General features: G+C 67.4%; 24 protein-coding genes, 2 tRNA genes and 1 pseudogene. 13 read left to right on the top strand and 14 right to left on the bottom strand.

The window, feature by feature from the left end; genetic code table 11:
* Nucleotides 1-13: 13 nt before the first annotated feature.
* The 5 genes from KAF39_RS04505 to KAF39_RS04485 form a co-directional block, all read right to left on the bottom strand.
* A tRNA-Ala gene (locus tag KAF39_RS04505) sits at nucleotides 14-89 on the bottom strand.
* A gap of 26 nt (nucleotides 90-115) precedes the next feature.
* Nucleotides 116-189 (bottom strand) — tRNA-Ile (locus tag KAF39_RS04500).
* Nucleotides 190-274: 85 nt separating this feature from the next.
* Complete coding sequence (locus KAF39_RS04495; RefSeq protein WP_210676140.1) at nucleotides 275-1,177, bottom strand: DUF4097 family beta strand repeat-containing protein; 903 nt, start codon at nucleotides 1,175-1,177, stop codon at nucleotides 275-277.
* Nucleotides 1,174-1,863 carry a response regulator transcription factor gene (locus KAF39_RS04490; RefSeq protein WP_210676139.1) on the bottom strand — a complete coding sequence of 230 codons (690 nt, stop codon included), beginning with the start codon at nucleotides 1,861-1,863 and terminating at the stop codon, nucleotides 1,174-1,176. The genes KAF39_RS04495 and KAF39_RS04490 overlap by 4 nt, the downstream gene beginning before the upstream one ends.
* Nucleotides 1,851-3,128 carry a histidine kinase gene (locus KAF39_RS04485; RefSeq protein ID WP_210676138.1) on the bottom strand — a complete coding sequence of 426 codons (1,278 nt, stop codon included), beginning with the start codon at nucleotides 3,126-3,128 and terminating at the stop codon, nucleotides 1,851-1,853. The genes KAF39_RS04490 and KAF39_RS04485 overlap by 13 nt, the downstream gene beginning before the upstream one ends.
* 77 nt (nucleotides 3,129-3,205) lie before the next feature.
* Here KAF39_RS04485 and KAF39_RS04480 point away from each other — a divergent pair.
* Nucleotides 3,206-3,772: pseudogene (locus tag KAF39_RS04480) on the top strand (VIT family protein); the annotation flags it as partial.
* Nucleotides 3,773-3,830: 58 nt separating this feature from the next.
* On the opposite strand, the gene KAF39_RS04475 reads toward KAF39_RS04480, so the two are convergent.
* The 7 genes from KAF39_RS04475 to dnaA all read right to left on the bottom strand — a co-directional run bounded on the left by KAF39_RS04475 (nucleotide 3,831) and on the right by dnaA (nucleotide 13,845).
* Nucleotides 3,831-4,235: a DUF3566 domain-containing protein gene (locus KAF39_RS04475; protein WP_025102877.1), complete on the bottom strand. Its 405-nt coding sequence runs from the start codon at nucleotides 4,233-4,235 to the stop codon at nucleotides 3,831-3,833.
* The gene (gyrA, locus tag KAF39_RS04470) at nucleotides 4,232-6,787 is read right to left on the bottom strand and encodes a DNA gyrase subunit A (protein ID WP_210676137.1); all 2,556 of its coding nucleotides are present in this window, start codon (nucleotides 6,785-6,787) and stop codon (nucleotides 4,232-4,234) included. The genes KAF39_RS04475 and gyrA overlap by 4 nt, the downstream gene beginning before the upstream one ends.
* A gap of 72 nt (nucleotides 6,788-6,859) precedes the next feature.
* On the bottom strand, nucleotides 6,860-8,941 hold the full coding sequence (gyrB, locus tag KAF39_RS04465) for a DNA topoisomerase (ATP-hydrolyzing) subunit B (protein WP_210676136.1): 2,082 nt from the start codon (nucleotides 8,939-8,941) through the stop codon (nucleotides 6,860-6,862).
* Nucleotides 8,942-9,059: 118 nt separating this feature from the next.
* The gene (locus tag KAF39_RS04460; protein ID WP_210676135.1) at nucleotides 9,060-9,569 is read right to left on the bottom strand and encodes a DUF721 domain-containing protein; all 510 of its coding nucleotides are present in this window, start codon (nucleotides 9,567-9,569) and stop codon (nucleotides 9,060-9,062) included.
* The gene (recF, locus tag KAF39_RS04455) at nucleotides 9,562-10,773 is read right to left on the bottom strand and encodes a DNA replication/repair protein RecF (protein WP_210676134.1); all 1,212 of its coding nucleotides are present in this window, start codon (nucleotides 10,771-10,773) and stop codon (nucleotides 9,562-9,564) included. Before recF ends, KAF39_RS04460 begins: the two co-directional genes overlap by 8 nt.
* A 52-nt stretch (nucleotides 10,774-10,825) precedes the next feature.
* Nucleotides 10,826-11,968, bottom strand: a complete 1,143-nt coding sequence (gene dnaN / locus KAF39_RS04450) for a DNA polymerase III subunit beta (protein ID WP_210677947.1) — start codon at nucleotides 11,966-11,968, stop codon at nucleotides 10,826-10,828.
* Nucleotides 11,969-12,453: 485 nt separating this feature from the next.
* Nucleotides 12,454-13,845, bottom strand: a complete 1,392-nt coding sequence (dnaA, locus tag KAF39_RS04445) for a chromosomal replication initiator protein DnaA (protein WP_210676133.1) — start codon at nucleotides 13,843-13,845, stop codon at nucleotides 12,454-12,456.
* Between the two features lie 313 nt (nucleotides 13,846-14,158).
* Here dnaA and rpmH point away from each other — a divergent pair, with 313 nt between their 5' ends.
* The 12 genes from rpmH (at nucleotide 14,159) to KAF39_RS04385 (ending at nucleotide 24,557) form a co-directional block, all read left to right on the top strand.
* Nucleotides 14,159-14,296: a 50S ribosomal protein L34 gene (gene rpmH, locus KAF39_RS04440; protein WP_022879826.1), complete on the top strand. Its 138-nt coding sequence runs from the start codon at nucleotides 14,159-14,161 to the stop codon at nucleotides 14,294-14,296.
* A gap of 6 nt (nucleotides 14,297-14,302) precedes the next feature.
* Nucleotides 14,303-14,653: a ribonuclease P protein component gene (gene rnpA, locus KAF39_RS04435; RefSeq protein WP_210676132.1), complete on the top strand. Its 351-nt coding sequence runs from the start codon at nucleotides 14,303-14,305 to the stop codon at nucleotides 14,651-14,653.
* Nucleotides 14,650-15,000 (top strand): membrane protein insertion efficiency factor YidD, encoded by a 351-nt coding sequence (yidD, locus tag KAF39_RS04430; RefSeq protein WP_210676131.1) that lies wholly within the window; start codon nucleotides 14,650-14,652, stop codon nucleotides 14,998-15,000. Before rnpA ends, yidD begins: the two co-directional genes overlap by 4 nt.
* 3 nt (nucleotides 15,001-15,003) lie before the next feature.
* Entirely contained in the window at nucleotides 15,004-16,074 is a 1,071-nt protein-coding gene (yidC, locus tag KAF39_RS04425) for a membrane protein insertase YidC (RefSeq protein WP_210676130.1), read from the top strand.
* Nucleotides 16,071-16,562 carry a R3H domain-containing nucleic acid-binding protein gene (locus tag KAF39_RS04420; RefSeq protein ID WP_210676129.1) on the top strand — a complete coding sequence of 164 codons (492 nt, stop codon included), beginning with the start codon at nucleotides 16,071-16,073 and terminating at the stop codon, nucleotides 16,560-16,562. The genes yidC and KAF39_RS04420 overlap by 4 nt, the downstream gene beginning before the upstream one ends.
* Nucleotides 16,563-16,579: 17 nt before the next feature.
* Nucleotides 16,580-17,227 (top strand): 16S rRNA (guanine(527)-N(7))-methyltransferase RsmG, encoded by a 648-nt coding sequence (rsmG, locus tag KAF39_RS04415; RefSeq protein ID WP_307805066.1) that lies wholly within the window; start codon nucleotides 16,580-16,582, stop codon nucleotides 17,225-17,227.
* A 1,928-nt stretch (nucleotides 17,228-19,155) separates the two neighbouring features.
* Entirely contained in the window at nucleotides 19,156-19,497 is a 342-nt protein-coding gene (locus KAF39_RS04410; protein ID WP_210676128.1) for a hypothetical protein, read from the top strand.
* Nucleotides 19,498-20,307: 810 nt separating this feature from the next.
* On the top strand, nucleotides 20,308-21,180 hold the full coding sequence (locus KAF39_RS04405; RefSeq protein ID WP_282595483.1) for a ParA family protein: 873 nt from the start codon (nucleotides 20,308-20,310) through the stop codon (nucleotides 21,178-21,180).
* Nucleotides 21,180-22,154 (top strand): ParB/RepB/Spo0J family partition protein, encoded by a 975-nt coding sequence (locus KAF39_RS04400; RefSeq protein WP_210676127.1) that lies wholly within the window; start codon nucleotides 21,180-21,182, stop codon nucleotides 22,152-22,154. The genes KAF39_RS04405 and KAF39_RS04400 overlap by 1 nt, the downstream gene beginning before the upstream one ends.
* Before the next feature lie 58 nt (nucleotides 22,155-22,212).
* A complete protein-coding gene (locus KAF39_RS04395; RefSeq protein ID WP_210676126.1) occupies nucleotides 22,213-23,661 on the top strand; it encodes a sugar porter family MFS transporter in 1,449 nt (482 codons plus the stop codon).
* 9 nt (nucleotides 23,662-23,670) lie between these two features.
* Nucleotides 23,671-24,006, top strand: coding sequence for a tryptophan synthase subunit alpha (locus KAF39_RS04390; protein WP_210676125.1), 336 nt, complete (start codon nucleotides 23,671-23,673; stop codon nucleotides 24,004-24,006).
* A 5-nt stretch (nucleotides 24,007-24,011) separates the two neighbouring features.
* Nucleotides 24,012-24,557 carry a GrpB family protein gene (locus KAF39_RS04385; protein WP_210676124.1) on the top strand — a complete coding sequence of 182 codons (546 nt, stop codon included), beginning with the start codon at nucleotides 24,012-24,014 and terminating at the stop codon, nucleotides 24,555-24,557.
* A 52-nt stretch (nucleotides 24,558-24,609) separates the two neighbouring features.
* Here the strand turns inward: KAF39_RS04385 and trxA are convergent, their stop codons facing one another.
* Both trxA and trxB read right to left on the bottom strand, forming a co-directional pair.
* Nucleotides 24,610-24,933 carry a thioredoxin gene (gene trxA, locus KAF39_RS04380; RefSeq protein ID WP_025102859.1) on the bottom strand — a complete coding sequence of 108 codons (324 nt, stop codon included), beginning with the start codon at nucleotides 24,931-24,933 and terminating at the stop codon, nucleotides 24,610-24,612.
* A 67-nt stretch (nucleotides 24,934-25,000) separates the two neighbouring features.
* Nucleotides 25,001-25,975, bottom strand: a complete 975-nt coding sequence (gene trxB, locus KAF39_RS04375; RefSeq protein WP_210676123.1) for a thioredoxin-disulfide reductase — start codon at nucleotides 25,973-25,975, stop codon at nucleotides 25,001-25,003.
* Nucleotides 25,976-26,048 lie beyond the last annotated feature (73 nt).

The raw sequence follows: 26,048 nt of genomic DNA, 5'->3' as shown, positions 1-26,048 counted from the left end.
GCGAGGGAGAGGATGGTGGAGCCTAGGAGATTCGAACTCCTGACATCCTGCTTGCAAAGCAGGCGCTCTACCAACTGAGCTAAGGCCCCGTGAGGGAATTCTTGAATTGAAAGGGTGGGGCTACCAGGACTTGAACCTGGGACCTCTTCATTATCAGTGAAGCGCTCTAACCGCCTGAGCTATAGCCCCGTCAACCTCCAGAACTTTACCGGAGATTCCGCGAAAATCCGAATCGAGGGCGAGGCCCCTCCCGGGGTCCTCGCCCTCGCTCCGTTCACCGACCCGGCTGGATGCTGATGCGGCCCGCGGCGAGGGAGACATCGATCGTGCGCCGCGCACCGGAGGACTCGTCCACGGTGGCGTCGAACGACCCGGCACTGACGTCCTGCCGGATGCGGTAGTCGACGTCCGGGAGGGTCAGGTTCAGCGACCCGGCGTTCACATCGATGGTGGTCGCGGACGGCCCCTCGCCGGTGAGCTCGACCGTGAGGTCGCCCGCCGCGATCCCGAGGTCCGCCTGCGTCACGCCGTCGAGGAGGACGTCGGCGCGACCGGCGTTCATCTGCACGTCGAACACCTCCGCCGCGCCCGCGATGTCCAGCGATCCCGCATTGACCTGCACCTCCAGCGTCCCGAACTCGCCGGACACGTCGAGAGAGCCCGCGTCAAGCGTGAGGTTCGCCCCGAGGTCGGTCCCGCTGAGCTCCTCCGGCAGGGTGAGGACCACGCGCTCCTCCTCCCCGAACCAGTTGCCGAACCACCAGCCGAAGACCGGCTGGGGACTGCGGACGACCAGCTCGTCGCCCTCGCGCTCGAAGGTCCAGCCCGTCCCGCGGCCGTTGGCGACCGAGAGCTCGGCCTCGTCGACGTTCGCGAACTCGATGCGGACCATGCTCGCGTCGGCGTCGAGGTCGATCGCCGTGAGCCCGTCGACATCGAGCGTCTGGACGGCGTCCGCCCGGTTCGACGAGAGGAGGGTACCCGTCGCGGCCACCGCAGCCGTCCCGCCGGCCCCGAGGAGAGCGATGCCTCCGACGACGGCGGTGACGACCAGGATCGCGGTCGCGCCGGACGACCGACCCGGCTCGGGCGCACCCGGCGCGGGGGACGTCGCCGGCGACGACGGGGGAGTGAGCGGGGTGTGCCCGCCCTGTGCTCCGGGGTTCTCGGTAGTCATCGTGTGGCTCCTGTCTGGCCGTTCGACGGCGACGTGCCGCCCGTGTTCTCGATGTGGGCGAGAGCGGCGAGGACCCGGCGGTTGCCCGACTCGCCCTGCTCGAAGCCCAGCTTCTGGAAGATGGAGGTGATGTGCTTCTCGACGCTCGCCTCCGAGAGGAAGAGGAGCCCCGCGATCGCCTGGTTCGACTTCCCCTCCGCGATGAGCGCGAGCACCGTCCGCTCGCGCTCCGTGAGCCGCATCATGCGGTCGTCACGGTTGCGGCGGGTCAGCAGCTGCGCGACGACCTCGGGGTCGAGGACGGTGGCACCGTCGGCGATCCGCTGCACCGAGTCGATGAACTCGGCGACGTCGGCCACCCGATCCTTGAGGAGGTATCCGAGCGGCCCGCCCTGAGCGGCGATGAGGTCGGACGCGTAGCGCTCCTCCACGTACTGCGAGAGCACGAGGATCGCCAGCGACGGATGCACGGCCCGGAGGTCGAGCGCGGCGCGGATGCCTTCGTCCGTGAACGTCGGCGGGAGCCGCACGTCGAGGATGCAGAGGTCCGGTGACTCGGACGCCACGGTGGCGCGGAGGTCGGTGGTGTCGGTGAGTGCGGCGACCACCTCATGACCGGCGTCCTCGAGCAGACGCACGAGCCCTTCGCGCAGCAGGACCGAGTCCTCGCAGATCAGGATGCGCATGGCACGTTCACCTCCAGGCTGGTCGGACCGCCCTGCGGGCTGTCGAGGCGGAAGGTCCCGCCGGCGGCGAGGATCCGGTTGGCGATGCCGTCGAGGCCGCCGCCCGGGAGCACCTGCGCGCCGCCCATGCCGTTGTCCTCGACCCGTGCCCACAGGATGTTCCCCTCACGGAGGCGGACGGTGACCCGCGCCTCGCTCGCTCGGGAGTGCTTCGCCGCGTTGGTCAGCGACTCGGCGATGGAGAAGTACACCGCCGCCTCCGCCTCCCGCGCCGGCCGCGGCGCCGACGGATCCATCCGCACGTCGAGCTGCACCGGGATGGGGGAGCGGCTGGCGAGCGCGGACAGCGCCGCATCGAGTCCGCGATCATCGAGGACGGAGGCGTGGATGCCACGGGCGAGCTGCCGCAGCTCGGTGATCGCCGCCTTCGTGGAGGTGTGCGCCTCGGAGATCAGGTCTTTCGCCGCGGCGGGATCGCTGTCGATCTTCTGCTGGGCGAGCCCGAGCGTCATGCCCACCGAGACGAGTCGGGGCTGGACGCCGTCGTGCAGATCCCGCTCGATGCGGGTGCGCTCGACATCCGCGGCGCGCACGGCTCCCTCCCGCTGGGCGGTGGAGGCACGCACCCGTTCGGTGAGCTCCGCCTCCCGGGCCCGCGCCACGATCGCCAGGGCCAGCGTCCGCGCCAGGAAGGCGAGGCCGATGATCGCGCCGACCGAAACGACGACACCGAGGATGCCGATGAGCGGGGCCCACGACACCGGGATCTCCGCCCCGCCGAACGGCGCCCGGATGGTCTCGGCCGGGGTCAGCGGCGCGAACGCGATGATCGCCGACCACACGAGCGTCCAGAACAGCCGCAGCACGAAGAAGCCGAGAACGGCGGTGATGACGAAGTTCGCGACCGCTCGCCACATCCGACCGTCGATCGACTGCCGTCCGAGGGTACGGAGCCACCCGCCGAAGCCGGGGCGCTCGCGCGGTCGCAGGCGGAGCGGAACAGTGGGCACCCGGTAGAGGCCGGCGACGCGCTCCACCTCGAACCAGCCGACGCCGAAGAGGGCGTACACCAGTCCCACGAGGAGGAAGACGCCGATGCCGAAGACGATGAGGAGGCCGATCCCCGCTCCGAGGAGCCCGCCGAGCACGCCGATCACGCCGCCGCCGATCACCCCCGCACCCGCCAGGTGCAGGATGGTGAGGGGGAGGCGCAACGGCGGCGAGGCCGCTGCCGCGGAGGCCGGGGTGGCATTCTGTGTGGTCATGGTTCCACGGTAGGGCCGGGCCGCGGCGCCGCCCACCGAGCCAGCCGGACACTCGCTTTCGGGTTTTCCCTACCGGCGCCGCGCTGCTCACCGCCGGCGTCGCGGGTCTCGTCGGCGGCGCGATCTCCATGGCCCTCGGGGAGTACGTCTCGGTGAGCAGTCAGCGCGACAGCGAGCGGGCTCTCATCGCCAAGGAGCGCGAAGAGCTGCGGACCATGCCGGCGGAGGAGCTGGCGGAGCTGACTGCGCTCTACCGCCGACGCGGACTCTCCGAGGAGACGGCCGAGCGGGTGGCGGAGGAGCTCACCGCCCATGACGCCCTCGCCGCACACCTCGAGGTGGAGCTCGGTATCGATCAGGACGATCTGGTCAATCCGTGGCATGCCGCCGCATCCTCCGCCATCGCATTCACGCTCGGGGCACTCCTCCCGCTCCTCGCGATCCTCCTCCCGCCGCCGGAGGCACGAGTGCCCGTCACCTTCGTCGCCGTCCTCCTCGCACTGGCACTCACCGGCACGGTGTCGGCGCGCATCGGCGGTTCACCCCCGCTCCGGGCCGCCCTCCGGCTCGTCGTCGGTGGAGCACTGGCACTGGCCGCGACTTGGCTGATCGGCTCGCTCCTCGGATCCACCGGCGTCGTCTGACCCCGGACACGCGGAAGGGCGGGTGCCGCAGCACCCGCCCTTCCGTCGACCGTGAGGATCAGTTCGACATGAAGCCGACGAGCAGACCGCCGGTGACCTTCACTGCCAGGTTGTAGATGCCGGCCACGACCGCGCCGAGCACCGTGAAGACGATGAGGTTGAGGATCGCGACGACGGCCGCGAACGCCATGACCTGCGGCAGACCCACCAACTCCGACAGCGGGATGGCGCCGTCGGTGAAGCTGCGGACGAACTCGTCGGCCGTGGACATGATCCCGGTGGCCTGGAGCACGAGGAAGATGAGGAAGAACGACACCATGGTGACGACGGCGAGGGCGACCGCTCCCAGGAATGAGAGCTTCACCGCGGACCAGAAGTCGACGTAGACCAGGCGCAGACGGACCTGCTTGCCGCCGGTCTTGCGTGTCGACTTCTTCGCCAGCTTGTCGGCCACTGTGCTCATGCGTCTGTATCCTCGGGTGTCTCAGTCGTGTCGGGGGCCGCGGCTTCGGCATCCGCCTCGGTCTCCTCTTCGGTGAGACCACGCTCGCCGTTCCGGGCGATGGCGAGGATGCGGTCGGCCTCCGTCGTCCGGGCGAACACCACTCCCATGGTGTCGCGACCCTTGGCGGGGACCTCGGCCACGGCAGAGCGTACCACCTTGCCGCTGGACAGAACCACCAAGACCTCGTCGTCCTCGGAGACGATCAGACCGCCCGCGAGCGTGCCCCGATCGTCGTTCAGCTTGGCGACCTTGATGCCGTATCCGCCGCGTCCCTGGACGCGGTATTCCTCGACCGCGGTGCGCTTCGCATACCCGCCGTCGGTGACCACGAACACGTACTTTCCGGGTGCGGCGACGGAGGCCGACAGCAGGCTGTCGCCCTCGCGGAACTTCATTCCCTTGACGCCCGCGGTGGCCCGACCCATCGGGCGCAGGGCCTCGTCGGTCGCCTGGAACCGCACCGACATGCCCTTGCGGCTGATGAGGAGGATGTCGTCCTCGGCGTTGACGAGCAGCGCGCTGACCAGCTCGTCCTCATCGTTCAGGCGGATGGCGATGACGCCGCCCTGACGGTTGGTGTCGTAGTTGTCCAGACGGGTCTTCTTGACCAGACCGTCGCGCGTCGCGAGCACCAGGTAGTCCGCCACCGCGTAGTCACGGATGTCGAGCACCTGCGCGATGCTCTCGTCCGGCTGCAGGGCGAGGAGGTTCGCAACGTGCGTGCCCTTCGCATCGCGCCCGGCCTCGGGGACCTCGTAGGTCTTCGCCCGGTAGACCCGGCCCTTGTCGGTGAAGAACAGCAGCCAGTGGTGGGTCGTCGTGACGAAGAAGTGCTCGACGATGTCGTCCGCCCGGAGCTGCGCGCCCTTCACCCCCTTGCCGCCGCGGTGCTGGGAGCGGTAGTTGTCGCTCCGGGTGCGCTTGATGTAGCCCTCGCGGGTGATGGTGACGACCATCTCCTCCTCGGCGATGAGGTCTTCCATCGACACGTCGCCGTCGAATCCGTGGAGGATGTGCGTGCGTCGCTCGTCGCCGAACCGGTCGACGATGGCGGTGAGCTCCTCACGGATGATGGTGCGCTGACGGCCCTCGTCGGCGAGGATCGCCTTGTAGTCCGCGATGAGCGCCTCGAGCTCGTTGGCCTGGTCGATGATCTTCTGCCGCTCGAGGGCGGCGAGGCGGCGGAGCTGCATCTGCAGGATCGCGTCGGCCTGGATGTCGTCGATGTCGAGGAGCTTCTGCAGTCCCTCGTTCGCATCCTGCGTCGTCTGGGACCGGCGGATGAGCGCGATGACCTCGTCGAGTGCATCGAGCGCCTTCAGGTAGCCGCGCAGGATGTGCATGCGCTTCTCGGCCTCGTTGAGACGGAACTGCGTCCGCCGCACGATGACGTCGATCTGGTGACCGATCCAGTGGGAGATGAAGCCGTCGATCGCCAGGGTCCGCGGGACCCCGTCGACGATGGCGAGCATGTTCGCGCCGAAGTTCTCCTGCAGCTGCGTGTGCTTGTACAGGTTGTTCAGCACGACCTTCGCGACCGCGTCGCGCTTGAGCACGACCACGAGCCGCTGGCCCGTGCGGTCCGAGGACTCGTCGCGGATGTCGGCGATGCCGGTGATCTTGCCGTCGCGCGCGAGGTCGCCGATCTTGACAGCCACGTTGTCCGGGTTCACCTGGTACGGCAGCTCGGTGATGACCAGGCACGTGCGTCCCTGGATCTCCTCGACGTTGACAACCGCGCGCATAGTGATCGATCCGCGGCCGGTGCGGTACGCCTCGTGGATGCCCTTGGTTCCGAGGATCTGCGCGCCGGTCGGGAAGTCCGGGCCGGGGATGCGCTGGAGCAGGCCCTCGAGCAGCTGCTCGCGGGGGAGGTCGGGGTTGTCGAGAGCCCAGAGGGCGGCGTCGGACACCTCACGGAGGTTGTGCGGGGGGATGTTGGTCGCCATGCCGACGGCGATGCCGACGGAGCCGTTGACGAGCAGGTTCGGGAACCGCGACGGCAGGACCGTGGGCTCCTGGGTCTGGCCGTCGTAGTTGTCGGCGAAGTCGACGGTGTCCTCTTCGATGTCGCGCACCATCTCGAGCGCGAGCGGGGCCATCTTCGTCTCGGTGTACCGCGGTGCCGCCGCCCCCATGTTGCCGGGGGAACCGAAGTTGCCCTGGCCGAGGGCGAGCGGGTAACGCAGCGACCACGGCTGCACGAGGCGGACGAGGGCGTCGTAGATCGCGGAGTCACCGTGCGGGTGGTACTGCCCCATGACCTCGCCGACGACGCGCGCGCACTTGGAGAACGACTTGTCGGGACGGAAGCCGCCGTCGTACATGCCGTAGATCACGCGGCGGTGCACCGGCTTGAGGCCGTCACGCACGTCGGGGAGCGCGCGGCCCACGATCACGGCCATGGCGTAGTCGAGATAGCTGCGCTGCATCTCCGACTGCAGGTCGACCTGGTCGATCTTGCCGTGGTCGTGGCCCTCGTTGATGTCGGGGCGTTCTTCGTCAGTCATGTGTCTTTCCTGTTTGGCCGAGCGTGTCGATGCGTCGGGGTGCCCGTCGACGAGCTCCGGGACCCGTCGCTATCAGATGTCGAGGAAGCGGACGTCCTTGGCGTTGCGCTGGATGAAGCTCCGACGCGATTCCACGTCCTCGCCCATCAGCACGCTGAAGATCTCGTCCGCCGCGGCTGCGTCCTCGATGGTCACCTGGCGCAGGGTCCGCGTGGTGTGGTCCATCGTGGTCTCCCACAGCTCCTTCGCGTTCATCTCGCCGAGACCCTTGTACCGCTGGATGCCCGCGTCCTTCGGGATGCGCTTGCCGTTCTCCAGGCCGTACGCGAGCAGGGCGTCGCGCTCCGCGTCGCTGAACACGTACTCGTGCGCCGCGTTCGACCACTTCAGGCGGTAGAGCGGGGGCATGGCGAGGTACACGAAGCCGGCCTCGATGAGTCCGCGCATGTACCGGAACAGCAGCGTGAGCAGCAGCGTGGTGATGTGCTGGCCGTCGACGTCGGCATCGGCCATCAGCACGATCTTGTGATACCGCGCCTTCTCGATGTCGAACTCCTCGCCGATGCCCGTGCCGAAGGCCTGGATCATCGCCTGGACTTCCTTGTTGCCGAGCGCCTTGTCGAGACGCGCGCGCTCGACGTTGAGGATCTTGCCGCGCAGCGCGAGGATCGCCTGGGTGTGCGGGTCGCGCCCCTGCACGGCCGAACCGCCGGCCGAGTCTCCCTCGACGAGGAAGATCTCGCTGATCGACGGGTCCTTGCTCGTGCAGTCCTTGAGCTTGTCCGGCATGGCCGCCGACTCGAAGACGCTCTTGCGTCGAGCCGTCTCGCGTGCCTTCCGGGCGGCGAGACGGGCGGTCGCCGCATCGATCGCCTTGCGGATGACGTTCTTCGCCTGGTTCGGGTTGCGGTCGAACCAGTCGCCGAGCTGGTCGCCGACGACCTTCTGCACGAACGCCTTCGCCTCGGTGTTGCCGAGCTTGGTCTTGGTCTGCCCCTCGAACTGGGGCTCACCGAGCTTGATGGAGATGACAGCCGTGAGACCCTCGCGCACGTCGTCGCCGGAGAGGTTGTCGTCCTTCTCCTTGAGGAGGTTGTTCGCCCGGGCGTAGCGGTTGACGAGGGTCGTGAGCGCCGCGCGGAAGCCCTCCTCGTGGGTGCCACCCTCGTGGGTGTTGATCGTGTTGGCGTAGGTGAACACGTTCTCGGTGTAGGACGTGGTCCACTGCATCGCGACCTCGAGCGAGATCTTGCGGTCCGTGTCCTCCGACTCGAACGCGATGATCTCGTCGTTGACGACCTCGGCGTGACGCACCTTGTTCAGGTACTCGACGTAGTCGACCAGTCCGCGCTCGTAGTAGAAGACGTCGGCCGGCTGCTTCGTGACCGCCTGGCCGTCCTCCTCGGTCTCGTACGCGGACTCCGGACGCTCGTCGGACAGCTCGATGCGCAGCCCCTTGTTGAGGAATGCCATCTGCTGGAAGCGGGTGCGGAGCGTGTCGTAGTCGAACTCGACGGTCTCCTGGAAGATCTCCGCATCCGGCCAGAACGTGATGCTCGTGCCGGTCTCGTCGGTGGCCTCGCCCTTCTCGAGCTTCTGCTGCGGGACGCCGCCCTCGGCGAAGCGGTGCCGCCAGACGAAGCCCTTCTGCTTGACCTCCACGTCGAAACGGGTCGACAGGGCGTTCACGACCGAAGAGCCGACGCCGTGCAGGCCGCCGGAGACGGCATAGGCGCCGCCGCCGAACTTGCCGCCCGCGTGGAGGATCGTGAGGACGACCTCGACGGTGGACTTCGACGGGTCGGAGGAGTGCGGGTCGACCGGGATGCCGCGGCCGTTGTCGACCACGCGGACGCCGCCGTCCGCGAGGAGCGTGACGAGGATCGTGTCGGCGTAGCCGGCCAGTGCCTCGTCGACCGAGTTGTCGACGATCTCGTAGACGAGGTGGTGCAGACCCCGAGGACCGGTGGAGCCGATGTACATGCCGGGGCGCTTGCGGACGGCCTCGAGTCCTTCGAGGATCTGGATCGAGTCGGCGCCGTACTCACCGGGCTGCTGCTTCTTCGGTGCGGGTGCCGCCGATCCTCCGGCCTGTGAGCCCGACGAAGCGTCGTTGTTCGGTTCCGTCTCGTCAGCAGGGGATTCAGGCGTCATCAGAGGGCATTCTCCAGATCGATATCTCGAACTCCCATTCTAGCCGGGTTTCAAGTCGAAATGCCGCTCAACGGCCGCGTGTGGCCCTCTGAGCGTTTGGGACCCCTTGCATGGTGCCCTACCCGTAGGTATCGCGCGGGCCCCGCCCTGGAACGGCTCTGGGACCCCATTTCCACGAGGGGACGTCCGGTCCGATGAAGCGGAGGTTCTCGACCCCGGCCTCCGGATACCGTCGCCCGATCTCTGTGAGGATGGTCGCGCGCATGAACTGGAGGTTCTTCGCCCAGGCCGTCGAATCGCACTTCACGGTGAGCAGTCCGCGCTCGAGCGACACCGGCTCCGAGTGTTTCGCGGTGTCCGCACCGGCGAGGTCGGCCCATTGCCGGACGAGGTCTTCCCGGGCGAGTGTCGTCTCCCACCCGGACTCGCGCGTCAACGTGTCGAGGACCGCGCCGAGGGTCCCGGGGTCGCGACCCGGGCTGAACGGCGCGTTGTCGTCGTCGACGGTGATCCGTCGCTTGCGCTTCCAGTTCTTGGCGCTCGGCTTCAGCCCCCGCAGTCGCAGATAGGTGGCGACGGTCTCCGGAGCCTCCGCGGCGGCGGCCGTCTCGGCGACGACGTCACTCATCCGGCGCCTCCTCTGCCTGCGGACGATCCCGCTCGTCGGTGATGGTGCCCGCTGCGATGCGGACGACATGGGCGTGGAGCACGTCGGGGATATCCTCCTCCACCGCCGCCGTGACCACCACCTGCTCATACCCGGCGGTGAGCGCGGCCAGCCGTTGACGCCGATCCGCATCGAGCTCCGCGAACACGTCGTCGAGGATGAGCACGGGATCGCCGGCGGGGGATTCGCTGCGCAGCAGCTCGGCGGACGCCAGGCGCAACGCGAGCGCGACCGACCACGACTCGCCGTGCGAGGCGTACCCCTTCACCGGCAGGTCACGCACCTTCAGGACCAGGTCGTCGCGGTGCGGCCCGGTGAGGGTGAGGCCCCGGTCGAGCTCGTGGGATCTCTTCGCTGCGAGTGAGGCGCGGAACATCTCGGCGATGCGCCGCGCGTCCCCACGCACATCCTCCGCCGGGGACGCACCGTCGGCCTCATCGCGGTCGTCGTCGTCTTCGGGGTCACCGCCCGCCACCGACAGCGCCCAGTCGAGTCGCGGGCGGTGGTCGGCACCGGCGATCGCCGCGTAGGCGTCGGCGACCGGCTGCTGCAGATCCGCCGCCAACCGCTGCCGCGCGGTGATGATCTCCGACCCGAGGGAGACGAGCTTGTCGTCCCAGACGTCGAGGGTGCTCAGTGCGTCGCCGCGGATACCCCGCGCCCTGGCCGACTTGAGCAGGGCGTTGCGCTGCTTGAGCACCCGGTCGTAGTCGCCCAGCACCGCGGCGAGACGCGGGGTGCGCTGGATGAGGAGCTGATCGGCGAATCGGCGGCGGGCAGACGGGTCGCCGCGCACGATCTGGAGGTCTTCGGGGGCGAAGAGCACGACGTGCGCGTACCGCGGCAGCTCGTTCGTCTTCGAGGGAGAGCCGTTGATGCGTGCCTTGTTCGAGCCCTGCCGGTTGATCTGCACTTCGACGAGCACCCGGCGCTCGCCATGCGAGAGCCGCGCACGGATGACGGCGAACTCCTGGCCGTCCCGCACCATCGGTGCATCGGACGACACCCGATGAGAGCCGAGCGTCGCGAGGAAGACGACGGCCTCGGCGAGGTTGGTCTTGCCCTGACCGTTCCGCCCGACGAGGACGTTCGGTCCGCGGTGCAGGGCCAGTTCGGCGGTCGCGTAATTGCGGAAATCGACCAGGCTGAGATGCTCCACAATCACGGAGCCAGCCTACCTTTCGGGTCGGACACTCCCCGGAGGCGTGAACCGGGGATCAGCGCAGGAGGAGGTTGGGCTGGAGGAGGTACTTGAACGAGTCGAGACCCGCCTGGTCCACCGAGGTCTGGCTCGTGATGAGGACCGGGCTCAGCTTGTTGGCGTTGTCGCTCGAGGTGAACGTCACCCGCACGAACTCGCTCTTCACCGCACCGAGGGCTTCGATGAGGTACTGCGGGTTGAGGCCCAGCGTCACCTCGTCACCACCGGACAGGATCGCGTCGACCGACTCGGAGGCACGGGCGTGCTCGCTACCCGAGGCGTCCATCGTGACGCTGTCGCTCGAGAACGTGAAGCGCAGCGGCGCGGCGCGGTCCAGGACGAGCGACACACGGCGCACCGCCTCGATGAGATCCGCGGTGTTGACGACGGCGTAATGGTCGGTCTGCTCCGGGAAGAGCCGGCGGACCGGGGGGAAGTTGCCCTTGATGAGCAGCGACGTCACGGTCTTGTTGCCCGCCGTGAACGCGATGATCTCGCGGTCGCCGGCACCGGAGAACGCGATCTGGATCGTGCCGGCGTGCCCGAAAGTCTTCCCGACCTCGACCAGGGTGCGAGCGGGGACGAGTGCGGTGGCCTCGACGGCCTCGCCGTCCCACGGCACGTCCCGGAGCGAGACACGGTAGCGGTCGGTCGCCACGAGGCTGAGGGTCTGGCCCGTCACCTCGAGCTGCACGCCGGTGAGCACCGGGGTCACGTCATCGCGGGATGCCGCGAAGCCGACCTGCGCGATCGCGGTTCCGAACTCGTCTGCCGGGACGACGCCCGAGGAGCCGGACACCTCGGGGATCGACGGATATTCCTCGACCGGCATGGCGGCGAGGGTGAAGCGGGCGGAGCCGCAGGTGACCGCGATGCCGCCGTCGTCCTCGACGGCGATCTCGATCGGAGCGTTGGGAAGTCGGCTCGCGATGTCGGACAGCAGGCGCCCGTGGACGAGGATCGTGCCGGGGGTCTCGACGGTCGCCTCGATCGTCGTCCGCGCGGACGCTTCGTAGTCGAATGCGGAGAGCGTCAGCCCGGAACCGTCGGCTTCGATCAGGACGCCCGCGAGGATCGGTTGAGGATTGCGCTGAGGGAGGAGCTTGACGACGAAGGACACTGCCTCGCTGAAGACATCGCGGTTGACCTGAAACCTCACGGGTGCTCCCTTGTCGTCGAACATGACGGGTCGTCGTCGGGTCCTGCCACTGCAGGGCTTCCCATGCTAGCCCCACAGTCCCGCGGTTCCCTACGCCAGAGTGCTTGTCATGCCTCGGGTCGGTTCTCCCCACCGTCTGGTGATCGGATCGCACCCTGAATGACTTAACTCCTTAACGGTGTTAACACCTGTGGATACTGTGGATAACTCGGTGGAAAGCAGGCGCGAGTAAGGAACTACACAGTTGTCACTTGTGGAGACCCTGAGGAATCCGCGGGTGGATAGGCTGTGGGGTCCGACCCGGTTCCCGACGGTTATCCACAGGTTTCCCCGATCGACCCACATTCACGACGGCGCGTTCCACGGTCATCCACAAGTTATCCACATGTGCATAGACGCATCTATCGTCGACCCGCGGCAGCCTCGGAGGACGCGAAAAGGACGCCGTCCGGTGTCGGATGCGGCGTCCCTCGGGTGGCGGGCCGTCAGCGACGGCCGAGCTGCGTGGTGATCTCGGTCACCTGGTTGTAGATCGAGCGACGCTCCTTCATGAGCTCGCTGATTTTCTTGTAGGCGTACATGACCGTGGTGTGGTCGCGATTGCCGAAGAGCTGCCCGATCTTCGGCAGGGACAGGCTCGTCCGCTCGCGGCACAGGTACATCGCGATCTGCCGAGCTGTCGCGATCTGCTGGGAACGGCTGGAGCCGTAGAGGTCGTCGACGGTGAGTTTGAAGTACTGCGCGGTCGCCGTGATGATGTCGGTTGGCGAGATGATGTTGTCCTCGGCCGTGTCGATGATGTCCCGCAGCACCGTCTGGGCCAGCGAGATGTCGAGGGCCGACCGGTTCAGGCTCGCGAACGCGGAGACGCGGATGAGCGCCCCCTCCAGCTCGCGGATGTTGGAGGACACCACGGTGGCGATGTACTCGAGCACCTCGTCGGGGATGTGGAGCGCCTCGCTCTGCGCCTTCTTGCGGAGGATCGCGATGCGGGTCTCGAGGTCGGGCGCCTGCACGTCGGTGATGAGACCCCACTCGAACCGGCTGCGCATGCGGTCCTCGAACCCGGTCAGATGCTTCGGGGCGACGTCGCTGGTGATGACCACCTGCTTGTTGTGGTCGTGCAGCGTGTTGAAGGTGTGGAAGAACGCCTCCTGCGTCTCAGCACGCCCCTGGAGGAACTGGATGTCGTCGATGAGGAGGATGTCGACGTCGCGGTAGCGGGCCTGGAAGGCGGCACCGCGGTTGTTGGCGATCGAGTTGATGAAGTCGTTCGTGAACTCCTCGCTCGACACGTATCGCACCTTGACGCCGGCATAGAGGGACTGCGCGTAGTCCCCGATGGCGTGGAGGAGGTGCGTCTTGCCCAGACCGGAGTCGCCATAGATGAACAGCGGGTTGTAGGCCTTCGCCGGCGCTTCGGCCACCGCCACGGCGGCGGCATGGGCGAACCGGTTGGACTGGCCGATGACGAAGTTGTCGAAGGTGTACTTGGGGTTGAGTCGTGACTCGTGCCGCAGCGGCGTGGGCTGCTCCATCGGCGACTCGGCGCGCACCTGCTCCTGACGACCGAAGTCCGCCACGGCGATCGGTGCGGTGGGCTGTTCGGCGAGCTCGTGGTTCACGACCACGCGGTACGAGGTGACCTCGTCGCCGATGTGCGACAGCGCCTCCATGATGGGCAACCGGAGGCGCTTGTTGATCTGTGCGGCGGTGAGGTCGTTCGGCACCTCGAGGTACAGCGTCGCCGACATCACGCCGGCCGGCACGGCGAGACTCAGGAACCCCTGGAGCTGGGGCGTGACCCGGTCATCGGCTTCCAGCAGCTCCTGCACCGTGGTCCAGATCGGGACGTCGGGCTGGGCTGGTGAGGACATGGTGCTCCGGACGACGGATCGGGCGGGGTCGACATGCTGTTCCCCTGTGGATAACTTCGGATGCCACGGTAGTCACACGCGCTCCGAACGGCAACCTGCCCTTGAAAACACGCGCGCGTGTTGTGCGGGCCGGGCGTGCGGAGGTTGTGGATAATGGCTGTGCGGTACGGAAGGAACGACAAGCGCTGCAGGTCGCAGATTTGCCCTGTGCGCCGCCAAGACGTACCCTTAGTCGGTTGACTTATGCCTGTACGGCAGTTCCCCATGTCTCCGGTCGAAGTGAATCCGGTGACAGCATTCCCGGAGTGATCTCATGAGCAAGCGCACCTTCCAGCCCAACAACCGTCGTCGCGCCAAGAAGCACGGCTTCCGCGCCCGCATGCGCACCCGCGCCGGCCGTGCCATCCTCTCGGCACGCCGCGCGAAGGGCCGCACCGAGCTTTCCGCGTAAGCAGCTGTGCTCGCCCGCCCGTTCCGACTGACCCGCGGGAGCGACTACCGACTGGTCGTTCGACGCGGATCACGTTGTGGCGGGGCGCGCGTCCTCACCTCTATGCTGTCGACCGGTGAGGACAGAGCCGCGAGGTTCGGTTTCATCATCAGCAAGCAGGTGGGCACCGCTGTGGTGCGCAACACCGTCCGTCGGCGACTCAAAGCCGTCTGTGCGGAAGCGCTCCCGGGTGTCCCTCAGGGCACGGATGTCGTCATCCGTGCCCTTCCTGCGTCCGCCACCGCGTCCTACGCGGAGCTCCGCAGCGACGTGCACCGCTGCCTGGGACGGCTCACGCCGACCGAGGTCGCATCATGACCGCGCTGCCGGCGTCGTCCGTGGGCACGGGGGAGCTGCACGGACGCGATGTCGTCCGGAGCATCCCGCTTCTCCCGCGCAATGCCGTCCTCGCCTTTCTGGCGGGATACCGCAAGGTGATCTCGCCGATGTACGGGGACGTGTGTGCGTACTACCCCTCGTGTTCCGCCTACGCTGTAGGTGCGGTGCAGCAGCACGGCGCCGTGCGGGGGGCTCTGCTCTCGGCGTGGCGCATCCTCCGCTGCAATCCCTGGTCTCGCGGAGGCGTCGACGACGTCACACCGCATCGACACTTCCGCTACGACCTGACCGCTCACGGTTTCGTCGTCCCCTCCCGAAAGGACTGATCGGTGGGTCTTGACCTTCTGTTCGCCAGTGCCACCCCCAGCCCGGAACCGGCATCCGGCGGATTCGATCTGCTCGGAACGATCCTGTGGCCGCTGAAGTGGGTCGTCGAGCTGATCCTCGTCGCGTGGCACTGGCTGCTCACCGCCGTGGGTCTTCCCGCCGCGTCCGGCGTTACCTGGGTCCTCTCGATCGTCGGCCTCGTTGTCGTGGTGCGTGCAGCGCTCATCCCGCTGTTCGTCAAGCAGATCAAGAGCCAGCGGAAGATGATGGAAATTGCTCCTGAACTGCGAAAAGTTCAGGAGAAGTACCGCGGCAAGAAGGACCAGCTGTCTCGCGAGGCGATGAGCCGCGAGACGATGGCGCTGTACAAGAAGCACGGCACGACGCCGATGTCGAGCTGTCTGCCGCTGCTCGTCCAGATGCCGATCTTCTTCTCGCTGTACAGCGTGCTCAGCGACGTCAGCAAACACGCCACGCAGGGTGTCGGTGGTGTGGGCCTGCTCAGCCCCGAGCTGACGCAGGAGTTCTACGACGCGAAGCTGTTCGGCGTCGCCTCGCTGCACGAGAACCTGGGTAACGCGATCGAGGCCCAGAACGTCACGGCGATCATCATCCTGGTGACGCTCGTCGTGCTGATGATCGCGTCGCAGTTCTTCACCCAGCTGCAGATCATCTCGAAGAACCTGTCGCCCGAGGCCAAGACCGGCCAGGCGTACCAGATGCAGAAGATCATGCTTTACGTGCTGCCGCTGGGCTTCATCTTCTCGGGTATCTTCTTCCCGCTCGGTGTCGTCGTCTACTGGTTCATCTCGAACCTCTGGACCATGGGCCAGCAGTTCCTCGTGATCCGCGAGATGCCGACCCCCGGTTCCGAGGCGGCGAAGGCCCGCGAGGAGCGACTCGCGCGCAAGGGCAAGGCGATCGATTCGTCCGGCAAGGTCGTGCCGATGTCGGTGTACGAGGCCGAGCAGCAGCGTCTGCTGGAGCAGGCGGAGAAGGCGAAGGCGGAGGCGCCCAAGCGGCAGCAGCCGGTCGGCAAGAAGCGTGCGAAGAAGAAGGGGAACGCGTCATGAGTGAGGTCGTGACCGGCAACACGGAGCCCACGGTGGCGCAGCTCGAGAACGAGGGCGATGTCGCCGCGGACTACCTCGAGGAGCTGCTAGACATCGCCGACATCGACGGCGACCTCAACCTCGATGTCCGTCAGGGACGCGCATATGTCTCGGTGGAGGCCGAGGGGGATGGGCTGGCACTGCTCTCCGCGCCGGACACGGTGCAGGCTCTGCAGGAGCTCACCCGTCTCGCGGTCCAGAACAAGACCGGTTCGTTCTCGCGTCTGATCCTCGACATCGGAGGCTCCCGCGACACGCGTCGTCAGCAGCTCGTCACGCTCGTGGAGGCCGCGGCGGCCAAGCTGGATGAGGGATCGTCGCAGGCGTCGCTTCCCGCCATGTCGAGCTACGAGCGCAAGCTGGTGCATGATATCGCGGCTGAGCGTGGCCTGGTCTCCGAGTCGTATGGCGAGGGCGCGGACCGTCACACGGTCCTGCGTCGTCACTGACCCGCAGGCGAGTGCCGGTGTTCGAGCCCAGCGAATCCGTGGACAAGACGGTCGAGCCAGAGCCCGCGGTTGCGGCTGAACTCTTCGGCGATCGTATCGACGTCGCCCGTCGTTTCACGGACTCTCTCGCGCGCCAAGGGGAGGAGCGCGGACTGATCGGTCCGCTCGAACTGCCCCGCCTGTGGACCCGGCACATTCTGAACAGCGTGATCGCGGCGCCGCTCTTCCACGGGTCGGTGGCGGATATCGGCTCCGGTGCCGGGCTCCCCGGCCTCGTGCTCGCGATCGCACGCCCGGATGTGTCCTGGACGCTGATCGAGCCGATGGAGCGACGCATCACCTGGTTGACGGAACAGGTGTCGGATCTCGAGCTGTCGAACGTCACGATCGTCCGGGCGCGTGCGGAAGATGTGCGGGCGCGTGAAGCGTTCGATGTCGTCACCGCACGGGCTGTCAGCGCATTGCGCACGCTGATTCCTCTGACCGCACCGCTCGTCCGCGATGGAGGGGAGCTCACTCTCCTCAAGGGAATGAACGCGGAGAACGAGATCGAGGCGGCGCGGAAGCAGATCGCGAAGTTCCGCTTGTCTGACGTCCGTGTGCAGGTCCTCGGCGAGGGCGTGCTCCCCGAGACGACCCGCGTCGTCCGAGCTCGCGTCCGGTAGCCACACGACCGTTTCACTTGAAACGGTCTGTTCGGCCGCCGCTTATGCGGCGATGTTTCACGTGAAACACCGCCGAAATGGAGCGGCACCGCGTGGATGACTGGGCTGGCGGTGCGAGAGCACGACGGCCCGGCAGATGCAGTCGGTGGACTCACTCACTTGCGGTGGGTTGTGGGATTCCCCGCACCTCCACCCATTCGCGCGCACTGGACACGCGCGTCGGAGCGATAGGGGAGAGGGAGGGGTCCCCTCGCTGCATTCGTCGTCCCGTGTGGCCCCTGAACCCGATGCTGCGGGATGGTCGTCACGCGGGGCAGGGGAGTCTTAGTCGCCAGCGGCGATCGGTTCGGGTTCCTCAGGTCGTCAATGTGCCCGTGGGATGGAGCGAAAGGGGTGGACGGGCGCGGGACGCGGTGCAGCTCCCGGCGCCCTCATCCGGGATCAGAACTGTGCGCATGGGGCAGCGTCAGGCACGTTCTTCATCTTTCGCGATGGGCCTTCGTGCCGTAAGCGCGATGAGCGGATGCCCGGAGAGGTCGGTGTTCTCGTGCGGGGCCTCAGTCGCACATTGGAGTCCGAGCGGCGTCTTGGGGCCGACGCGGTGGCGTTGTGAGGCAAGGTGGTCGCGCGCCGGGGTCCGCTTTGTGCGGTGTGTGTGGTGTGGTGTGGTGTGGTGTCGTGCGGTGTGTGTGGTGGCGTGGCGTGGCGTGGTGTGGTGCGGGACGGTCGACGTCCGGGGAGGGTGGGTGAGGCTCGCTGAGTGCTGGCTCGCCGGCCCGGGCGCTCACGGTGCCGAGTACCGGGGCTTCGGGGGAGCCGGAGTCCGGTTCCCATTCTCAGCGCCGCGCGTTCGGTCCTGTTCGGTCGGTCTTGTTTGGTCGGTCCTGCTTGGTGAGCTCTGCTTCGTTTGTTGTGTTTGGTGCGTCTCGTTTGGTGCGTCCCGCTTGGTGGGCCTCGCTTGGTGCGTCCCGCTTGATGGGTGCTGCGTGGTGCGTCGCACTCGGTCCCTTGTGTGTGGTCCATAGTGGGCGGTCTTTCATCCTGCGTGCGCCCTGCGTCGTGCTGCGCGGGTCTGGCGCGGTGTCTGTGACCAGATGTGCGGGGTGCGTCCAGGGGTAGGGGGCCGGAGGCGTGCCCCCACGCGCTCGCGTATTGGCGGCGCTCCGGGGTGCGTGTCCGGACGGGGTCGGTCCGTGGCGAGGGGGTTCGTGCCGTGCATGTTGGGGCGTGTGTCCCGAGGGTGTGACGCCGACTCGTCTGCTTCCGGGCCCCGTTGTACCCCCGGTTTCGTGGTGTCCGGTCGTCGTGCGACGCCGTCCAGAGCAGCGTCGAACGGCCAGCCCCCTGGAGTGGGGGTGGGGGCTACCTCCTGTGATCTCCCGTCGACTGGGGCATGCTCTCGCGGAGGTGCCGCACACTCCGGGGGAATGGGCGCTGGTCATCCAGGCGTGTGATTCCTCGCTCCCACTGAGCGGTCCATGCCTCGAGATCCCACACAACTCGCGGGCATGGTGAGCGAGACCTGGGGGCCAGGGCCGCGGGGATCAGCGAGTCAGCGTCCTCCCGGCGTGGTCGATCGCCTGTGGCTCCCGTTCCGCATTGCAAGCTGCGAATAGGCCAGCTGCTCTGCACATGTTTCACGTGAAACGGAGCCGATACCGTCTTGCGGTGGCTGGTGCCGGCGCGGAGTGACAGCGGACAATGCGTAGAGCGGCGTTTGTCGAGGCGCGTGTTCCACGTGAAGCAATGTGAGGCGTTCGTCTGGGGGAATGCGCCCCGAGCAGCCGGACTGGGCAGGGCAGCGCAAGGCAAGCTCTCCCACACCCCCCTCAACGCGATCTCTTCGCGCGCGCTCCGGTTCTGTTTCACGTGAAACATCGAGCCTCGGAGTCCGGCGGAGGGGAGCACCAGGATGCCAGGATTGCCTCATGCAGTATCTGACGATCGGTTTCCCGGTGCGGTGGTGGCAGCTCATCGATGGATGCGTCGACAATTCGACGTCGATCGACGTCGTCGACGGCGTGATCGAGACGGTGGCAACGGGGGCATGCGTCCGAGATGCCGGTTGGCGTACGGCTGCGGCCTACAACGGTGAGAGAGACTCTTACGGCTGGCCCCCTGCGGACTGGACCCTGCCCATCACGCTCCGCCGGGCACACTGGGAATGGGTGTTGTCTCAGCTCGATCGCTGGGAGCCCTACGAAACGGGCCGGCATCCGGACTACGGAAGACTCCGCCCGCTGATCGAGACGGCTCTGTCCGCGGGATGAGTCCCACCATCGGCCGCTGATCCGATCGGCAAGCGAAGACTCACCTCGCGCTCCGCGCTGACGGCTCAGGACATCCGCGGCCCATGGAGAGGGCGGCGTGCGGATGCCCTCGATGGCAGATGGGTGCAGCACGAACGTCGCCGTGCCGCCGTTCCGGAGAGTTCACCAGCGGGATGCCTGGCCCGACGGTGGTATGTGGTGGTCCCGTGTGGCACCGGCTGATGAGCAGGCCGCTGCAACCGGGCAGACGAAAGCCGTGGTGCACAGGCGGTGGACGACATCGGCTGTCCCCATGAGCGCAGCGAGCAGATGAGAACGGGCGGACGGTCTGTGAACGTAGAGCTGACTGTGATTGCTGCTCGAGGCTGGCGACGTCGCTGCCTCTCGCTGTGACCGCGCATCCCACGACGGCTTGACCCCGCCCGTCGCTTGTGGGCCCTGCTGCAGGTGTATGGACACCGTCGGGGTTTGGTCACAAGGACGAAGCGAAGCGCGGGCAAGGGAGTGGTGCGTGTCGCCGGCCGGCGGTGGGCCGCGGCGCGATCGGATGGCTTCATGCGGGCGTGGGCGCGACGAGCAACGATCCGTCGTAGCGACGAGACGCACCGCGTCTGCGCAGTCTCCGTTTCACGTGAAACGACACTGGTCGAGGGCGGGAACTCCGCACCGGCAGCATGTGCGCATCCCACAGAAGCGGCCCGACGGCGATCGGAGGTCGGTCCCTGCGATTAGAGTGGAACGCGGCCCCGAAAGGAGTGGATGTTTCACGTGAAACAGTCCGAGAAGGCATCATCGAACGATTCGTTCGGGATGGATACCCCCCTCGCGCGAGAACTCGCGGATCTCTCCGTTCGGCGGCGCGCGCTCGACGCGGTCACGGTGGAGTTCACCGGCGAGACTCGCATCCTGACGGTGTCGAACCAGAAGGGCGGCGTCGGGAAGACCACGAGTGCCGTGAACATCGCCTCCGCTCTCGCCGGGCTGGGGGCGAAGGTGCTCGTCATCGACCTGGACCCTCAGGGCAACGCCTCCACCGCGCTCGGGGTGCCCCATAACGCGGATACTCCGAGCGTCTACGACGTGCTCATCGACGAGTTCCCGCTCGCTGACATCGTCCAGCCCAGTCCGGAGAGCCCGAACCTCTTCTGCGCTCCGAGCACCATCCACCTCGCCGGCGCCGAGATCGAGCTCGTGGCCCAGGTGGCGCGCGAGCATCGACTGCGCCGAGCGCTGGAGGACTACCTCGCGGAGAACCCCGTCGATTTCGTCATCATCGACTGCCCACCGTCGCTCGGCCTCCTCACGATCAACGCTTTCACCGCGGCGAACGAGGTCTTCATCCCGATCCAGTGCGAGTATTACGCACTGGAAGGCCTGAGCCAGCTGCTCGGCAGCATCCAGATGATCCAGAAGCACCTCAACCCCGGCCTTCACCTCTCGACCATCCTCCTCACGATGTTCGATGGACGCACGCGCCTGGCGCAGCAGGTCGCCGAGGAAGTGCGATCCCACTTCCCGTCCCAGGTGCTGGCCACAGTGATTCCCCGGTCCGTACGCGTGTCGGAAGCCCCCAGTTTCGGCCAGACGGTCATCGCCTACGACGGTCAGTCCGCCGGAGCGATCGCGTACCGCGAGGCCGCCGTCGAGATCGCGTCACGACAGACGCAGAGCAAGGAGAAATAATGGCGAAGCGCACGGGACTCGGCCGGGGCATCGGAGCCCTCATCCCGACGGCCGACCAGTCCGAACGCCCCGTGGACGTGTTCTTCCCCGGCGCGAAGATCGCTGCGACGGCCGATGCCGCAGCAGCGGAGAGCACCGTGGCCGGCGACGCCGATCTCGAGGCGGTGCCGGGCATCCATCTGATCCAGGTCGACCCTCAGGCGATCGTGCCGAACCCGCGGCAGCCGCGCACACACTTCAATCCGGAGGACCTCGCCGAACTGGTGCACAGCGTGCGCGAGTTCGGTGTGCTCCAGCCGGTCGTCGTGCGGAAGAACGGCGACGGTGAGTACGAGCTCATCATGGGGGAGCGGCGCACTCGGGCCGCCCGCGAGGCCGGCCTCGCGTCCATCCCCGCGATCGTCCGCGACACCGCCGATGAAGACCTGCTGCGCGACGCGCTGCTGGAGAACCTCCACCGGTCAGAGCTCAACCCGCTGGAAGAGGCCTCCGCGTACCAGCAGCTGCTGGACGACTTCGGCATCACGCAGGAGGAGCTGGCCACGCGCATCGGCCGCTCCCGCCCGCAGATCAGTAACACCATCCGGCTTCTCAAGCTCCCGGTTCCGGTGCAGCAGCGAGTAGCCGCCGGAGTGCTGACCGCCGGTCACGCCCGGGCGATCCTCAGCCTCGACTCACCCGAGGCCATGCAGCGCCTGGCGGACAAGGTCGTCAACGAGGACCTCTCCGTCCGGGCGACGGAGGAGGCCGCGAAGGCGCAGCCCGCCGCCGGCAAGGCGCCCAAGCCGACGCCGGGCGCGCGTCGTGCCTACCTGGATGAGGTCGCGAGCACCCTCGGTGACCGCCTGAACACCCGCGTCAAGATCTCGCTCGGCACGCGGAAAGGCCAGGTCACGATCGATTTCGCCTCGATTCAGGACCTGAACCGCATCCTGGAGGAGCTCGGGCAGGAAGGCTACGGCTCCGCGCGGTGACCCCCTCGTCACCCGCGGGTGACATAGACTCTTCTCCTTGACGAGGCGAGGGGATGTCATGTCCAAACCAGCTGATCCAGCGAGTATCAAGCGTCGGGTGATCGCCGTCAGTATCGCGGCGGCTTTGGGCGGATTCCTCTTCGGATTCGACACCGCGGTGATCAACGGCGCGGTGGACGCTCTGGCCGGAGACGTCTCCGGCTTCGATCTCGGCACCGGCCTCAAGGGCTTCGCCGTATCGTCGGCCCTGATCGGCTGCGCCGTCGGCGCCTGGTTCGCGGGGCCTGTGTCCAACAGGTTCGGACGCATCCCGGTCATGGTGGTCGCCGCGGCGATGTTCTTCGTGTCGGCGATCGGCTCCGGCCTCGCCTTCAGCGTCGTCGACCTGATCATCTGGCGTGTCATCGGCGGTCTCGGTGTCGGAGCGGCCTCCGTCATCGCACCCGCGTACATCGCCGAGGTGTCGCCGGCAGCCATCCGCGGCCGCCTCGGCTCGCTGCAACAGCTCGCCATCGTGCTCGGCATCTTCGCGGCCCTGCTCTCCGACGCCCTCCTCGCAGGGATCGCGGGGGAGGCCGATCAGCCGCTGTGGGGACTGACCGCCTGGCGGTGGATGTTCATGGTCGCGGCGATCCCCGCCCTCGTCTACGGGCTCATGTCGCTGCGGCTCCCGGAATCCCCGCGCTACCTCGTGCGCAAGGGTGAGGTGAAGCGGGCCGCGGAGGTGCTGCAGACCGTCACGGGAACGATCGACACGGACGCGAAGATCAAGGAGATCACCGGGACGATCGACACGGAGCGCTCCGAATCGCTGCGCGACCTGCGGGGGAACCGTCTGGGGCTCAAGCCGATCGTGTGGGTCGGCATCCTGCTGTCCGTCTTCCAGCAGTTCGTCGGCATCAACGTCATCTTCTACTACTCCACGACGCTGTGGCAGTCGGTCGGCTTCGATGAGTCCAGCGCCCTGCTCACCTCGGTGATCACGTCCGTGACGAACATCGTTGTCACCATCGTCGCGATCCTGCTCGTCGATCGGGTCGGCCGCCGCATCATGCTCCTCGTCGGCTCCGTCGGCATGACCGTGACGCTCGGGCTCATGGCCCTCGCGTTCTCGTTCGGCACGCTGGACGCCTCGGGAACGGCGACTCTCCCGGACCCGTGGGCGACCGTGGCCCTGATCTGCGCGAACGGCTTCGTCGTCTTCTTCGGAGCCAGCTGGGGCCCGCTCGTGTGGGTGCTCCTCGGGGAGATCTTCCCGAACTCGATCCGCGCGGGTGCCCTCGCCGTCGCGGCTGCCGCGCAGTGGGTGGCCAACTTCTTCATCTCGACGACCTTCCCCGCGTTCGCCGAGATCGGCCTCACCTTCGCGTACGGCTTCTATGCGTTCTTCGCGCTGCTGTCGTTCTTCTTCGTGTTCTTCAAGGTCCCCGAGACCAAGGGCCGCGAACTCGAGGACATGAAGGAGGATGCGAAGGTCGAGCGCCGACCCCGCCGCGCACGCGCGTAGGCTGGAGGGATGACCGAGTCCGTCCCCCGCCGTGCCAGCCTGGAAGTGCTGCGCGCTGAGGCGTCGGACGAACTCGCCGTCCTCGTGCAGGAACGTCTGCTCGGTGGGGAGGACCCCTGGGAGTTCATGGAGGAGCTGCCCAGCGTGGACGAGCTCGTGGTCTATCTGCTCCGGGCCGACAACATCGCGGCGAACGACGGCGTGCGTCCCAACGCCGCGCGACACTACCGCGTGCTGCGACAGATCGCGCTCGACTACCCGGAGCTCACTCCTGCGGTCTGGGGTCTCCTGGACGAGAAGCAGCGCTACCGGCGCTGGGACCCCCGGATCGCCGACGCCTCCTGACCCCCATGCTCCTCGTGCCCTCCGATCCGTCGTGGCCGCAGCGATTCGAGGAGTTCGCGGCGTCGATCCGCGCTGCCGGCGCCGACGGCTGGGTCGTCGAGCACATCGGTTCGACGGCGATCCCCGGGATGAGCACGAAACCGATCATCGACCTCGCGGTGCGCATGAACACACCAGGAGAGTATGAAGCCTCCCGTTCCGAGCTGGAGGCGGTCGGGTGGCGCGCCGGCAGCGGTGTCCGCACGCATCCGGTGATGATCATGGCCCCGGCCGGGGAGCGCCTCGCCATTGCGCACTTCTTCACTGCAGGGGACTGGGATCTCGTGCCGCAGCGGCTGCTGCGCGACTGGCTGCGCACGCACCCGGATGACGCGGAACGCTACGAACGCGTCAAGCGCGAGGCGGCGCGGGCTGCGTCGGAGCGGCAGATCTCGTACAACGCAGCGAAGACCGCTGTCATCCAGGAGATCGTCGACAAGGCACGGGAAGCGCGCGGTCTCGAGCCGGTGGACGTGGACGACAAGCGCCGCGCGGGCCCCTTCATGCGCTGAGCATGCGAAAAGGGCCGCACCCGGAGGTGCGGCCCTTCGTCGTCGTGGGGGATCAGCCGAGGAAAGCGGCGAGATCCTGCTCGAGGGCGAACTTCGGCTTCGCGCCGATGATCGTCGTCTTCACCTCTCCGCCCTGGAAGACCTTCATCGCCGGGATCGACGTGATCTGGTACTTCATGGCCAGCTCCGGGTTCTCGTCCACGTTGAGCTTGAGGATGGTGATCTTGTCGGGGTTGTCGGACTGGATCTCGTCCAGCACCGGCGCGACCATACGACACGGACCGCACCACTCGGCCCAGAAGTCCACCAGCACGGGACCGTCGGCCTGCAGCACGTCCTGCTCCCAGGTCGCCTGGCTCGTTGCCTTTGCACTCATCAGAGTTCTCCTTGTTCGAGGTTCGCCTGTTGCAACAACGGGCGAGGGGAAAGTGTTCCCGGCCCGATCAGGCCGTGATGACCTCGGCGGCCTCGGCCGCGGGGACCTCGACCGACGGGTCTTCGAGGTCGGCGAGGAAGTGCTCGGCGTCGAGGGCGGCGATCGTGCCCGTCCCCGCCGCGGTGATGGCCTGGCGGTAGGTCGGGTCGATCACGTCGCCGGCGGCGAAGACACCGGGGACCGACGTGCGCGAGGAGCGGCCGTCGACCCAGATGGTGCCCTCGGGGGTGAGCTCGAGCTTCTCGTGGACGAGGTGCGTCCGCGGGTCGTTGCCGATGGCGATGAACAGGCCGTCGAGGGGGAGGTCGCGCAGCGACCCGTCCTCCGTGGAACGCAGCTGCACGCCGGAGACGGCGTTGTCGCCCAGGATCTCGACGACCTCGCTGTTCCACACGAACTCGATCTTCTCGTTCGCGAAGGCGCGCTCCTGCATGATCTTGGAGGCCCGCAGGGTGTCCTTGCGGTGGATCACGTACACCTTGTCGGCGAAGCGCGTGAGGAAGGTGGCCTCCTCCATCGCCGAGTCGCCGCCGCCGACCACCGCGATGGTCTTCTGACGGAAGAAGAAGCCGTCGCAGGTGGCGCACCAGGAGACGCCGAAGCCGGAGAGGCGCTCCTCGCCCTCGATGCCGAGCTTGCGGTAGGCGGAACCGGTGGCGTAGATGATGGTCCTGGCCTCGTGGGTCGCGCCCGATCCGAGGGTGACCTTCTTGACGGGGCCGGCGACGTCGAGCTCGGTCACGTCGTCGTACAGGACCTCGGTGCCGAACTTCTCGGCCTGCTCCTGGAACTTGGCCATGAGCTCGGGGCCCTGGATGCCCTCCGGGAAGCCGGGGTAGTTCTCGACCTCGGTCGTGTTCATGAGCTCGCCGCCGACCTCGACGGAGCTGGCGATGAGCAGCGGCTCGAGGTTCGCGCGCGCGGCGTAGATGGCAGCCGTGAATCCGGCGGGGCCGGAGCCGATGATGATGACCTGACGCATGTGATCTCCGTTAGAAAAGCGGTGCCGTCGAAAGACGTCCGACTGCTTCAACCCATGGTAACCGCGGGGCATT

The sequence above is a fragment of the Microbacterium sp. BLY genome, from assembly GCF_017939615.1.
Taxonomy (GTDB): Bacteria; Actinomycetota; Actinomycetes; order Actinomycetales; family Microbacteriaceae; genus Microbacterium.
The sequence above is the reverse complement of the archived record's forward strand: the minus strand, read 5'-3'. Positions and strand labels throughout refer to the sequence as shown.